Consider the following 13,266-nt stretch of genomic DNA (forward strand, 5'->3'; position numbering starts at 1 on the left):
AAAAGGTGTGTTCATACAAATTGTTTGAACACACCTTTTTTATACATTTCCCTTCCAAATAAACAGACTGAATCACTCTTTAGCTACCCTTACTATATTCCACTCCCTCCTTCCTTAAACTAAATATCAAAACTATCTTTATTCCAATTTATTTAATAGTAAATCTACCAAACAAATATTGAGAAATATAAAACTCCATTTCTAAATATTGTTATTTTTGATAATATATTTTATAAGAATATTCAAAAAGTGAGGGGGTTTTATGAACGTTCAACTACAAGGTAATGAACAAGTTACAAAACTATTTAATGATTGGTATTTAGCCATGCTAAAGCAAGATGTTTCACAGGCGAAGAATTTAAAGCATGAAATTGAGGAAAAGGAACTAAACTTTAAAGAAGACGAAAATTTAGCATTATACTATTCCTTACTAGATTTTCGCTATAAAATTTTAACAGATAGTTTAAGCATTACAAAAGATAGTTTTGAAAAAATTGATTCTTATTCTATCTCTTCTAACAATCAACTTTCTTATTATTATCATTTGTTTAAAGGAATTTATGCTACTTTAACAACAAATTATAACTTAGCATGTGAACATTATGAAGAGGCTGAGAAACTATTAGTCAATATTTCAGATAAACTAGAGGAAGCAGAATTTAATTACCGATTCGCTATCTTTAATCAACATTTTTATAAACCTATTGAAGCGATTCAATATGCTAATAAAGCTCGAGAAGTACTTATCACACATAGAGATTATGAAAAAACTGTTGCTTCATGTGACAGCGTTTTAGGTGCCTCCTGTGTACAATTAAGACAATACGAACAAGCTGAAGAACACTACAATTCAGCAATAAATGTTTTACAAAAACAAAATGAAGAATCTTTACTTTTAAGAGTACGTAATAACTTAGGTTGGCTATATGCCAATCAAAACCTATCAACGTTAGCTATTCGTCACTTATCTGAAGTAACAACAAAAATGCCAACCCATTTTAAAGCGATTTTCTTACAAGCACGAGAACATTCTAAACTTGGCGAAACAAATATTGCAGAAGAATTTATTACAAAAGGATTAAAGCTTTGTACAGAACTAAATAATGAGGAATATATACTCCACTTTAAAATTTTAAAGTCTTTAAACAATAATGATTCAACTGAAGACTTAGAAAAAATTATTATTGAAGGAATTACGTATTTCGACAAAGAATCTTTATATAACTACACTCAAGAATATTCAGAGAAATTCGCCGTCAAACTTTATGATGAAAATAATCATGTAAAGGCTAGTGAATATTTTCATAAAGCGTTACAAGCAAAAGAAAAAACATTTGAGAAAGGAGCATTAAAATGATTAAAAGAATTAGTTCTGCTATTTTAGGATTATCTGTCATCGGAATTGTGTCCCTTGGAATAAATGGTTCATTTACATATCAAGCAAGTCATGCAGATTTCCCTGCACCACAAAAACCTGACTTTGTTCAATCCGTTGACGTAAGCAAAGACTACAACACAACAACAGCTGAAAAAGCACTTTAAAAAATGAAAGACCTTCAATTAAGAAGGTCTTTTTAAATGCATTTATTTAGTTAATATAATCCAATATTTTTTCATAGCCAAATGGTAACACCCATGATACTAAACAGCCTAGCATAATTGAAACACTTGATAAAAAAATAAATTTCCGAAATGATATATCATTCCTCTTGTACCCCGTAAAACAAGCTTTTATTATAACAAAAACTGTCATCATTATGATCATAGCTGAAAAAGCGGCTACTAAAAACACTTCCATTTTGTTTCCCACTATAAAATATCCTAACCTTAATTTTACCATTAAATAGGTATAATAAAGACAAACTATTTCTTAATATAGGGTTTTCAATATGCCTCCGACGGGATTCGAACCCGCACTCCTTTCGTAAGCATAGGCTAAGGGGAACACGCTTCCCTACGGAATTTCACCGACAGGAGTTTCACCTGTCTCAGCTCATTTGCTTTTCGGTGCTTCTGAAACCTTCGCCTTGCGACCCGGTTCTACACTGTTTTCCGGCGCTCTTCCCTTCTAGAGCTACGGAGGCAGTTTTTTCAAGTAAAATATATTTCTACAAAAATAGAACCATCCCTTTATTTCACATAAATTCTCTCTCTCACTCTATTTCCTTCATCAACCCTGCAATCCCCCTACTCCCCTCACTCCCAACTTTCTCAAGTTCTTCTATAACTAACCCTCGTCTCTCCACAGAATGATTTTGACTTAACTTCGCTTTTCCTTCTATTTTATTTATCTTTATTTTGAATCCAACTATTCCCCTACTTAATCCTTCCATATAATTTGGATCTACATCGTTCAGTGAGTAGGCGCTCTTTGGATTTTCATATTTATGTACTAAATCTTGAAGAGAATCTATTAATTCCTGTTCATCTTCAACAATTTCTAACTCTCCATATACATGCACCGCAACATAGTTCCACGTTGGTACAGCTTTGTTTGTTTTATACCACGACGGCGATATGTAACTGTGTGGTCCTTGGAATATTGCTAATACTTCTTGATTCTCAATATCTTTCCACTGTTCATTCGGACGTGCGAAATGGCCATGTAAAGTTAGAGTCTCCCTATTTAATAACAACGGTAAGTGCGTTGCATATGGTTCCCCGTTATGTTGAGAAAATAAAGTTGCAAAGCTATTTTGTTCAATCATTTCGTACTTCGTCTCTTCATCTTGTATAGTGAAATGTTTTGGTATGTACATAAGCTCCCTCTTTTCTTATCTTCTTATTTCCCATTATATTTACGAGATTTATTATTTGGCAGGGGCAGATTGTAATTGTTTTATAAGGTCAGTTCATATAGTAAAACCTCTTCTTCAAAAACAATAGGTGGCATTATATAATTTCTGCCACCTTAGTCTATTTTCGTATTGATACAAACTCTTCTATTCAACTATCCTTCATAGCTTTTTCTAATACATATTCAATGAATTCTGTTTTACCTAAGCTATAACTTGAGCGATTTTCCGCCGTTTCTGCTAACTCTTTCTTTAACTTCCCATATTCAATAACAACGTTTGGATTTCCACGAAGATACTCACGAAACGCTACATGTCTTCTTAACTCTTCACTATTCTTATCGCATACATATAAATGATGTTCCATCCAAATTGTATTCTTCCCGTCCCTCGGAACATATTGACCCTTTCGCCCAAAAGCCTCTCTCCCCTTAAAACTCCACTCTTCTTGATGAAAATAACCTATCTGTTCAAGTCTCTTTATTACTTTTGGAAAAACATCATAATCTTCTATTACAACATCGACATCTAATATCGGTTTAGAAGCAAGGCCTTTAACAGATGTACTCCCAACGTGCTCTATAGAAAAAATGAGTTCTCCCATTACGTTATTAATCAACGTCTGTAATTTACAAAATTCACTTTCCCATTGTGTATTATATTTCTCAACAGTAATAAATTGTTTCAATTGACCACCCTTCTCAAATCACTTTTATAACCTCTGAATATGCGTATCCTTAAAATCAGTTTCATACTTCAATCCATACCCAAGCATTCGATCCATGCCAATATGTGCTGTCCATATTAAACCAACCATTAAAATTGTATCCATCTTTAAATAGACTCCTATTAAAACAAGTAATATTGATATGATATATGTGTGAAATAGATTATATATTTGTGCACCGATACGTTTGTTAATAGAGTACGCCACCATTGCTAAATCAGGTGCAAAAAGTAATACGATAAATAATAACCAACTAAATCCACATAATGCATATATATAAATCGTAGCTAATAAGACGACCAATCCTTCAAAGTGTATAATTCGTTTCTCCAAACTTCATCATTCCTTATCTGTTAGCTTGAAAATTTTATTCGGATTTAAAATATTTTGCGGATCAAGAGCTTTCTTTATTTTCTCCATTACCAATAATGCCGCACCATGTTCTTCTTCTTGATACTTCTGCTTTCCTATTCCAACGCCATGCTCTCCTGTACAAGTTCCGCCACGCTTAAGAGCATACAGTACAATACTTTCATTTATTTCGTCCGCTTTTTTCACTTCATCTTTATCATTTGGATCAATCATTAAGAGCACGTGAAAATTCCCGTCTCCTACATGGCCAAGAATACCACCAACAAGGCCCACCTTATCTAACGTCTCTTTCGCATTTTGAATCGCGCCAGCTAACTCTGAAATTGGCACACATACATCTGTGCTCATTAGCTTTTTACCAGGATAACTATGAACGTAAGAATAAGCTAAGTTATGTCTTGCATCCCATAATTTATTTCTTGCCGCAGTTTCAGTTTCAAAAGCGACTTCTTTACATTTATGATCAAAAACAATTTCCTTCGTAAACTCGATATCTTGCGTTAGCCCTGCTTCATTTCCGTGAAACTCTAAAAACAGTGTTGGTTCTTCTCTGTAATTTGTCTCATTATAATGATTTACTTGTTTCATAGATAATTCATCAACAAGTTCTATTCTCGCAATTGGAATGCCAGCTTGCAGTATATTAATAACAGCTTCTACTGCATCATTTATAGTTGGAAACGATGCTCTCGCAGCCATAACATGTTCTGGTATGCCGTATACTTTTAATGTTAGCTCTGTAAAGCATCCAAGCGTACCCTCTGATCCTACGAAAATACCATTTAAATGATAACCTGATGATGACTTCGCCGCTAAATTGCCAGTATGTATCACTTGCCCATCAGCAAGCACCACTTCTAAATCACGAACTTGATCACGCATTACGCCATACTTAACCGCTGTCGTTCCGCTCGCATTCGTAGCAGCCATGCCCCCTAACGTTGCATCTGCACCTGGATCTACACTAAAAAACAAACCGTACTTTTTCAATTCTTTATTGAGCTGAGAACGAGTCACTCCTGGTTGTACTTTCACAAGAAAATCTTTCTCTCTTATTTCAAGTATTTTGTTCATTAATGAAAAATCAACTGTAATCCCCTTTTCATAAGGAATTATATGACCTTCTAAACTAGAACCTACTCCAAATGGAATGACAGGTTTTTTATGCTCACTCGCTACTTTCATTATTGCTCTAACCTCTTCCATCGTTTTTGGAAAAACAACTACATCAGGTAAACTACTATTATGGTAAGATTCATCTTTACTATGTAACTCTCTTACTGTCTTATTAACCACTACTTGCTCTTCAGGAAGTACATCCTTTAATTCATTTACTAAACGTTCAATTGTTATTTCCATTACGTACTCTCCTTTTATATTATTTACGCCACATTAATTATACCATTTTTATACAAAATAATCTGAATAGTAAGATTCCTATAATTTTATATACAAAAAAGAACTTGCAGTATTCCTTATCTAGGGTAAAATATTTATAATCAAACTACTAAAAAGGTATTACATTTTAATGATGTAGTGCCTTTTTTATTGTAGTTACATTTAAATATCTACGGTATTATATGTAATATAATAATCAAAATGTAGGTATAGGAGGATATATGATGGAAATGCATCCAGATGAACTGTTCTTAAAGTTTTACGAGAACGCTTCTACAAGGAAAAAGAAAACATTAGAACTCATAAATAATGCCTGTAAAAAACAGTCCGAGTCTGACATAAAAGATTTTTCCATTGGCACCATAGCCAGACTGATAGCAGATGATGGCGGTCCAAGTGAACAAGCACTTAGAAACAAAAATGCCGAGGATTACAGAGTTTTAATAAGCCAGTGGGCTGAATACTATAAAACTACCACTAAAAAGCCTAAAAAAGAAAAGAGAACAACCGTAAACGATGATATCTTAGCAAGTATCTCCGAACCAACAACCAAAGCATTGGTTGGTATGCTTATGGCAGAGAATAAAAAGCTCAAAAGAGAAAACTCTCTGCTTAAGGAACAAACAACCTTTACGATTGATTTGCGTCCTATAAACGATATAAATAAAAATAAGGATGTCGTTATAGTCGAGCCTTCTTATAATCTGACAGATACCGAAATAGATGCGCTGAGAAATGCCATATCAAACGAATTTATGAACCATCAGGGATGGACTACCGATAAATATGGCAGAGTAAAAGAAAACGGCATTCAGGTATATAAGGCAGGATATATAACTGCCATACAAAAAATTCTTAATGAAAAATAAAAAAAATACATCCATTATCTCAAAAAAGATTGATTTAATGGATGTATTTTTACATACAGGGGTCACGCCACATTGCCATCAACCTAAGCTTTTGAGATACCCCCATACCGAAATTTTCACCTTTTTACAGTTATTTATGAGAATTCAGCTCATTTTTTCGTTTTGGGGAACAATCAATTTCTTAAGTTGATGGGTATGTGATAATGCTTCCATTTGAACAAATTTTCCTTTTCCATACCGATCACACACCTTTTGTAGAGTAATAGTATCAGCATATCCCAGTTTAAGAGGTTACTTACAAAATATTTAGAATTTTTTTGCGAGAATCCTCCGAAATGTAATACGGACTTTAAATATTTTCATTTATAATTCTCTATTTGTCTATACTTTTCATACCGCTGTTGTATAAGCTCTTCCGAGGATAATAGTATCAATTTTTTTAGAGATGATTCGATTACAGATTCAATCACTTTTGCCTGTGATTTTATATCATTTTGTGCTCCACCTTTAATTTCAGGAATGATTTCATCAATAATTCCTAAATGTTTTAAATCTTTTGCTGAAATTTTCATATGTTCAGCAGCTTCTGGAGCATACTTAGCATCCTTCCATAGGATAGATGCTGCTCCTTCTGGCGAAATTACCGAGTACCATGAATACTCTAACATATGGATATGGTTACCGACACTAATGCCAAGAGCTCCACCACTTGATGCCTCTCCAATTACAATACAAACAATTGGCACTTTAAGTGTAGCCATTTCAAATAGATTTCGAGCTATCGCTTCAGAAATTCCACGTTCTTCAGACCCTTTCCCTGGATATGCGCCTATTGTATCAATAAATGTAATAATAGGGCGATTAAATTTATCAGCTTGTTTCATAAGTCTTAGCGCTTTTCTATAACCTTCTGGATGTGCCATTCCAAAATTTCTTTCTATATTTTCCTTTGTATTTCTACCTCTTTGATGACCAATAACCGTAACGGGCATCCCTTTAAATTTTGCAATACCACCTATCATTGCTTTATCATCACCATATAATCGATCACCATGAAGTTCGAGAAAGTTTGTAAACAATAAAGGTATATAGTCCAATGTCGTGGGCCGGTTACGTAGCCTTGCAATTTGAACTCGTTGAAAAGGTGTAATATTAGAATAAATTTTATCTTGCATTTTATTTAAACGTTTTTCTAATACATGAATTTCTGGCGATAAATCTACATTATTTTCTTTCATAATTTTCTTTAATTCATCAAATTTCTCTTTTAATTCAATAATAGGACGTTCAAAATCCAAACTCATTTTACCCTCCAAATGTTATGATTTACCTCACTCTAATCAAAAGGCTTAGAAATAGAATCAATAAATAATTCAAAACCATCCACAACTATTTTTTGTTCTGATTCTGATAAATTATTGAGAATACTTTGATAAAATGTAATGGATTGCTCTCTTAAGCAATTAACAGTTATGTGACCTTTTTCTGTGAGGTGCAGAAAAAGTTCTCTTCTATTTTTTTCATTTACTTCACGATAAATAAGCCCCTTTTTTACTAACTTATCTACCAATCTACTTACAGTTGAAGTCTCTAATCTAAGTTTATTGGATAGTTGCCAAACAGTTAATTTTTCCACCTCTAGTTCCTCTAACGCCATCATTTGAGAAGTTGGTAAAGGTTTTTCAAATGGTCCATTGGGCAAATTTTGAGATTCAAAAACCCCAGTTATTATAATCATTTTCTTAATATCTGTTCTTAGTTTTAAGGCATCTTCTCTTTTCAAATAGGTCACCCTCCTACAACTAATGTATCATACATCAATTGTATTATACATGAATATGTTTTTTTCACAAGCTTAACGTAAGCCAATATTACAACATGGACGAGATATTTCTTCTTGTTAAAATGGTATAAGTGGATTGTTTTCTACAAATGGCAGAACATCAATTATGTATCAGGGGCCTTTATGGGGTACCGCTCATCGCAATCAAGCTAAGAAAATAAAACTACCCAAAAAACGAAAATTTTGTGATAACTTGTAACAAAAAACTCATAATTTTTTGGGGGAGTTCTAAATTCTTAAGTTGATGGGCATGGGGTAGCACCAACATAACGCGGATTCTGTACGTTAAGACAAATATTGTAATATTAAAGATGATATAATTGGAGAAAAAATGTGGGGGCTTCCTTAGTGGAGATAAGAAAATATAATTCTGATGACATCAAACAATTTACAGATTTAATGCCAGATTTAGGTTATCCCAGTTCATTAGATGAAATGAAAGTAAGAATGCAACGTATCGAATCCAATACAAATTACTACACCTTTGTTGCAATAAATGATAATAACTTAGTAGGGATGATAGGAATAACAATTCATACAACGTACACAAACAATGATGAAAAGATTCAAATAACATCGCTAGTTACAAAGAAAGAATATCGTGGTCAAGGTATTGCGAAAGCATTGATTAAATATGTGGAAGAATGGTCTTTGAAAAGGGGTTCTAATTTTATTTATCTTCTAAGTGGAAAAAGTGAACAGAGGATAAAGGCACACGAACTATATAAATTCCTTGGTTACGAGATAACAGGTTATAGGTTTGTAAAGCGTATGAAAAAAATAGATATTATTTAACAGTTGAGTGCAATTGTTAAATAATTAAATCCCAATTTCTTATGTATATCACTGAGAGATTGGGATTTTTTATATTGGATATCCTTAGCGTACGAAATTCGCGTTTTGTTTGTGCTACCCCTATAAGGTAGCACAAAATTTCGGTCTGGGGGGTACTATAAAATTTTAGCTTGATGGGTATGTGGTGCTACCCCATACAAATAAAAAGTTTGATTATATATAATCAAACTCAAAAACTCTAAGTATAAGGTCTGGTTTTGTTTTATTATACTATTTACCCTATATTCACTTTTTCTACAAGTTCTTTTTTAAAACTATATTTTAGATGATTTTTTCAACAGAATCATAAACCAAACTAAAGTAAATGCCATCATAGAATGAGAGAACCCTACAATATAAGTTAACCCTTTAAAGTCCGCTCCATTTAGTTGAAGAAGCCCTCTCGCTGCCAACGAACCTAGCATTAAAGTTAATGCGATATTATGTAAAACAAACCACTTATTAAAACCTTTCACTTCATGAAACGCGAATACTTTTGCTAATCCTAAAGCAATTAAAAAGAAGAAAAAGCCAAGTACTAACGTATGCGTATGCAAAAGATTTAATAAAGTAGAGCCTAAAATCCCTTTATATTTCCCATACTCCCTAGCAAATATTCCTGACAATAAACCGATAATCAAATAAGTAAACGATGCATTATATAATTTCTTCATTATGTACCTCCTTAAGTAGAATGTGTAGTGTGTCATATTTAGTAATAATGATAGTTATATAGTAAAAACTCCTAGTTTCCTAGGAGTCATTGTATAAGTATCTCACTCTTTACAATCAATCCTAATTATAAAATATCCTTTTATACAAAACAATCGAACTTTATGTGAACAGTAACTCTCAATTAAAATAACTTGCACTTTTATTTCGCACAATCCATACTAATTGTTATAACTTTTAAAGGGGGTGCGATAGATTGATAGTTCTTGAAACTGAAAGACTCACTCTTCGCTGGCTCGATGTAAAAGATGCTCCGTTTATTCTTGAATTAGTAAATGATCCTGCATGGATTCAATTTATTGGTGATAAAGGTATTAAAAACTTAGAAGATGCAAAAAAATACATCTTAAACGGACCCGTCGATATGTATAATAAAATGGGCTTTGGTCTTTACTTAGTTGAACGAAAAGAAGATCTCACACCAATTGGTATGTGCGGCCTTATTAAAAGAGATTCATTAGAAGATGTTGATATCGGCTTTGCTTTTTTAGAAAAATTCCGTTCAAAAGGGTACGGCTATGAATCAGCTGCTGCAGTAATCGAATACGGTGTACAAAAGCTCGGACTGAAACGAATTGTAGCAATTACTTCTATAGATAATGTTGCTTCAGGCACGCTGTTAGAAAAAGCAGGATTGCGATTCGAAAAAATAATTTCAGACTCAGGAGAAGATCTAAAATTATTCGGGTATAACGCATAACAAAAAAGGGTCGCCATTCATGGCGACCCTTTTTTTCACTTCACTTCTACCGTATAATTCCCTGTTCCACCACCATACTGGTATACATGTAAATAGTACTTCCCTGGATACGTATAGTAACTACCTACTAATTTATTTCCTTGTTGCTGTGCATACGTAACATAATTATTTAAATCTGCTTCTGAATAAAGAACCCAGTTTACTCCGATATTATTTTCCTTCGTTACATTAATTTGAAGGTTTTTCGCAGTTTCTATATTGATTTCAAAGTAATCACTCGTATCACCGTTTCCTAAACTAGCACGTAAAACTTGATTTAACTGCAGTTTATTCGCCGTTTGGAATGAATTATTTAGCTCTTTTTCTACACTGTTATCTTCTTTCTTTTGAACCGTTACGCTCGTTGTAGCAGTATTAGTTAATCCTTTATCGTCTGTTACTGTTAATTTCGCCGTATACGTTCCTTCTTTTGTATATACGTGAGTTGGATTTTGCTCATTACTTACCGCACCATCACCGAACTCCCAGTTATAAGAAGCAATTTTCCCATCTTCATCTTTTGATCCATCGCTTTTAAACGAGATTGCTTCATTCGTATGTCCGCTATACGGACCATTTATAACCGCGACCGGCGCTTTATTCACAGCACCTTCTTCTGTATTAATACTGTGGAACACAACATCATATTCAAATTGCCCTGATGCATTTACACGGTAATTCACGAAGTAAGCTGTTACTGTTTTATAGCCTGTCCATTCTTTTGCACTTAAACGTTTTAACGTATCATTAACGTTTTGCGTAATTGTTTTCCAGTCTTCATATTCTCCTTTTGCAGAAGTTCCTGTATATGTTCCTTGCAGTGTAAATGTATTAAAGAATTGTGATTTATTTTTCTTTACTGATACATTACTTAATTTTGCTTCCGCTGTAATTTCTGCGGCAATATCTGAAACTGGTTTCGGTGCATGAGTTGCTAAATAATCATCTGACACTAACGGAACATTATATTTCTCACGGTTGTCTACTAACATTTGCATATAGTCTTGATACTCTTTATTTAAATTCGCATCTTTACTTAAAGCAGAGCGATATGCATCATATGCTGTTACATCATTTTTCCTAATAAGATCATGAACTTTATCAAACATATCGTATCTCTTATTGTACATATACGATTGTAAAGCAAAGGAATAATTATAGAAATCCCACGTTCCATACTTTGCATTTAACGTTCGCTCTGCCGTATAACGTTCTGCTGGATTCGAAGATAGTCCTCCTATAATACTCTTTCTTGGAACGACGTTGTCCGTTCTCGTTGCACCTGCAAAAAACTCAGCATTCCCTTCTTCAAACCAAGATAATCTCTCATTCTCATACATCTTACCTTGCCCCCAAAGTCCTGGCACTTCATATCTACCTTGTAAATAATGCGTGAACTCATGTCGGAACAATTCTTCTAAACTATAAATACTTTCTTGTGGCGTACGTTCATAAGTAAAGAACGTACCTGTTCCTTCTATATAAAGACCGCCGTTATTCGTTTCATATCCGTACAATTGACGGTTAAATTGGTATTCAGCTGGGCTATTATAAATAACCATCGTTAATACATCATCTGGATTTCCTTTTTCTAACGGTTGGTCACTTTCAACCGTACGATGGAATTGTGCCTTCACTTCTTTTGCTGCCCAATATAAACGTTTAACTTTCTCCTCAGTCACTTTATCTCCGGCTTTTAAAACAATTGCACCATCATCAAACGTATACGTTTTCGGCAAATACTTTTTCTTCCCATCTTCTCGTATTTGATCTAAATTAACAACGTTACCGTTTGCATCTTTCCCGCCATAATTCGTCGTAATTTGCTCAGCTGCTACGAAATATTGCTCACCTAAATAAGGATAGATTTTCATCGCATCTGTTACAACTTGTAATCCTTTCGTCCCTGTACTATGGAATGTGCCGAGTCTCCCTGTATAATAAATGCCATTATTAATAAGCCATCCGTTTTTCTCTGTAATCGTTCCCATTAACGCAAATCTACTTAACTCATTAATATAACTATCTATTTTTTGGTACCATACTGTATCTTTCGGTACTTTTCTCGTATCGTACAAATACGATTGAATATCATAATCGACACCTTGCATAATATCGTAAATCGCATTTCCAGCTGAAAGATTATCTACCAATGTAGAAAAATCATCATTATATTGCTTAAAAATCTTTGCAGCCGATGTTACCGTTTCCACATCACTCGAAGCATTTCCTATTAATTTTCCGTATGATGATACAACTCTATTTTGTTCCAATGTACCGAGCTTGAAATTTGGATTGTTCGCAATCGTTTTTAACGCCGGCAAGCACTTGTCATGATAGCTCCGCTCATTAAGTTTACTTAATTCTGCATTATAAAAACCTAAATAAAATCCAGAGCGCAATACCTCTACTAATGTCTCAACCCCTTTTGAATCATCCTTCGTATAAGCTTGTCCTTGCTGCTTCAATTTATCAATAATTGCCTGCATCCTACTATCATTTTGATAGAATGCAAGACTGTCCTTATTAAACTGAAATAGCCCCGTAATTTGCTCCCAATCGATTGTTACAAGTAAATCTACTAATTGTTGATTGCTTAATTGATTCAATTCAGCAATTGTATAAGTTTTTGCTACAGCTAATTGCTTACTTTCCTTTTTTACTTCAGGCGGTCTTTGCGATAAATCAGCAAATTGTAGCCTTTTCTCAAAAGACTTGCTTTCTAATACTTTCGATGAATGAGCTAATTCTTCCACGGGCAGTTGTACACCAACCGGCTCCATTTTTAGCACATTTCGATATGAAACTTGCTCTCCCTTAGTATCTTCCGCCAATATGCTTCCTTGAAAACTCCCTAAAATTAAACTAGCAAAACTTACCCCTACTAAAACTTTTTTTGAATAGCCTTTCATGCTCTCCCCTACCTTACATTTTTTAGTGTCCCGCTCCATTATTTT

The 13,266-nt window shown here is 33.8% G+C and carries 14 protein-coding genes; 5 read left to right on the top strand and 9 right to left on the bottom strand.

Going from position 1 to position 13,266, the window contains the following annotated elements; all coding sequences use genetic code 11:
* Positions 1-262 precede the first annotated feature (262 nt).
* Both MR155_RS14930 and MR155_RS14935 read left to right on the top strand, forming a co-directional pair.
* Positions 263-1,357 carry a response regulator aspartate phosphatase gene (locus tag MR155_RS14930; RefSeq protein WP_242310385.1) on the top strand — a complete coding sequence of 365 codons (1,095 nt, stop codon included), beginning with the start codon at positions 263-265 and terminating at the stop codon, positions 1,355-1,357.
* Positions 1,354-1,542: a Phr family secreted Rap phosphatase inhibitor gene (locus MR155_RS14935; RefSeq protein WP_193663173.1), complete on the top strand. Its 189-nt coding sequence runs from the start codon at positions 1,354-1,356 to the stop codon at positions 1,540-1,542. Before MR155_RS14930 ends, MR155_RS14935 begins: the two co-directional genes overlap by 4 nt.
* A 46-nt stretch (positions 1,543-1,588) precedes the next feature.
* Here MR155_RS14935 and MR155_RS32035 read toward each other — a convergent pair whose 3' ends face one another.
* The 5 genes from MR155_RS32035 to MR155_RS14955 form a co-directional block, all read right to left on the bottom strand.
* The gene (locus MR155_RS32035) at positions 1,589-1,798 is read right to left on the bottom strand and encodes a hypothetical protein (protein WP_307897085.1); all 210 of its coding nucleotides are present in this window, start codon (positions 1,796-1,798) and stop codon (positions 1,589-1,591) included.
* A gap of 355 nt (positions 1,799-2,153) precedes the next feature.
* Positions 2,154-2,759, bottom strand: coding sequence for an FMN-binding negative transcriptional regulator (locus MR155_RS14940; RefSeq protein WP_219303259.1), 606 nt, complete (start codon positions 2,757-2,759; stop codon positions 2,154-2,156).
* A 187-nt stretch (positions 2,760-2,946) separates the two neighbouring features.
* On the bottom strand, positions 2,947-3,483 hold the full coding sequence (locus MR155_RS14945) for a GrpB family protein (protein WP_219303260.1): 537 nt from the start codon (positions 3,481-3,483) through the stop codon (positions 2,947-2,949).
* 24 nt (positions 3,484-3,507) lie between these two features.
* Entirely contained in the window at positions 3,508-3,855 is a 348-nt protein-coding gene (locus tag MR155_RS14950) for a DUF4260 domain-containing protein (RefSeq protein WP_219303261.1), read from the bottom strand.
* Between the two features lie 6 nt (positions 3,856-3,861).
* A complete protein-coding gene (locus MR155_RS14955; protein ID WP_215551922.1) occupies positions 3,862-5,253 on the bottom strand; it encodes an FAD-binding oxidoreductase in 1,392 nt (463 codons plus the stop codon).
* Positions 5,254-5,516: 263 nt separating this feature from the next.
* On the opposite strand from MR155_RS14955, the gene gmtX reads away from it, so the two are divergent.
* Complete coding sequence (gene gmtX, locus MR155_RS14960) at positions 5,517-6,161, top strand: gamma-mobile-trio protein GmtX (RefSeq protein WP_242310387.1); 645 nt, start codon at positions 5,517-5,519, stop codon at positions 6,159-6,161.
* Between the two features lie 359 nt (positions 6,162-6,520).
* Here the strand turns inward: gmtX and MR155_RS14965 are convergent, their stop codons facing one another.
* Positions 6,521-7,465, bottom strand: coding sequence for an acetyl-CoA carboxylase carboxyltransferase subunit alpha (locus MR155_RS14965; protein ID WP_000050726.1), 945 nt, complete (start codon positions 7,463-7,465; stop codon positions 6,521-6,523).
* A 32-nt stretch (positions 7,466-7,497) separates the two neighbouring features.
* Complete coding sequence (locus MR155_RS14970; protein WP_000817662.1) at positions 7,498-7,944, bottom strand: MarR family winged helix-turn-helix transcriptional regulator; 447 nt, start codon at positions 7,942-7,944, stop codon at positions 7,498-7,500.
* A gap of 408 nt (positions 7,945-8,352) precedes the next feature.
* Between MR155_RS14970 and MR155_RS14975 the strand changes: the two genes are divergently transcribed.
* The gene (locus MR155_RS14975; RefSeq protein WP_219303263.1) at positions 8,353-8,799 is read left to right on the top strand and encodes a GNAT family N-acetyltransferase; all 447 of its coding nucleotides are present in this window, start codon (positions 8,353-8,355) and stop codon (positions 8,797-8,799) included.
* Between the two features lie 314 nt (positions 8,800-9,113).
* Here the strand turns inward: MR155_RS14975 and MR155_RS14980 are convergent, their stop codons facing one another.
* On the bottom strand, positions 9,114-9,512 hold the full coding sequence (locus tag MR155_RS14980) for a DUF2871 family protein (protein WP_241138546.1): 399 nt from the start codon (positions 9,510-9,512) through the stop codon (positions 9,114-9,116).
* A 254-nt stretch (positions 9,513-9,766) separates the two neighbouring features.
* Between MR155_RS14980 and MR155_RS14985 the strand changes: the two genes are divergently transcribed.
* Entirely contained in the window at positions 9,767-10,270 is a 504-nt protein-coding gene (locus tag MR155_RS14985; RefSeq protein WP_242310389.1) for a GNAT family N-acetyltransferase, read from the top strand.
* Between the two features lie 35 nt (positions 10,271-10,305).
* On the opposite strand, the gene colA is transcribed toward MR155_RS14985, so the two are convergent.
* Positions 10,306-13,221, bottom strand: coding sequence for a collagenase ColA (gene colA, locus MR155_RS14990; RefSeq protein ID WP_242310391.1), 2,916 nt, complete (start codon positions 13,219-13,221; stop codon positions 10,306-10,308).
* Positions 13,222-13,266: the final 45 nt, after the last annotated feature.

The sequence above is a fragment of the Bacillus cereus group sp. BfR-BA-01331 genome (assembly GCF_022663915.1).
Classification (GTDB): Bacteria; Bacillota; Bacilli; order Bacillales; family Bacillaceae_G; genus Bacillus_A; species Bacillus_A mycoides.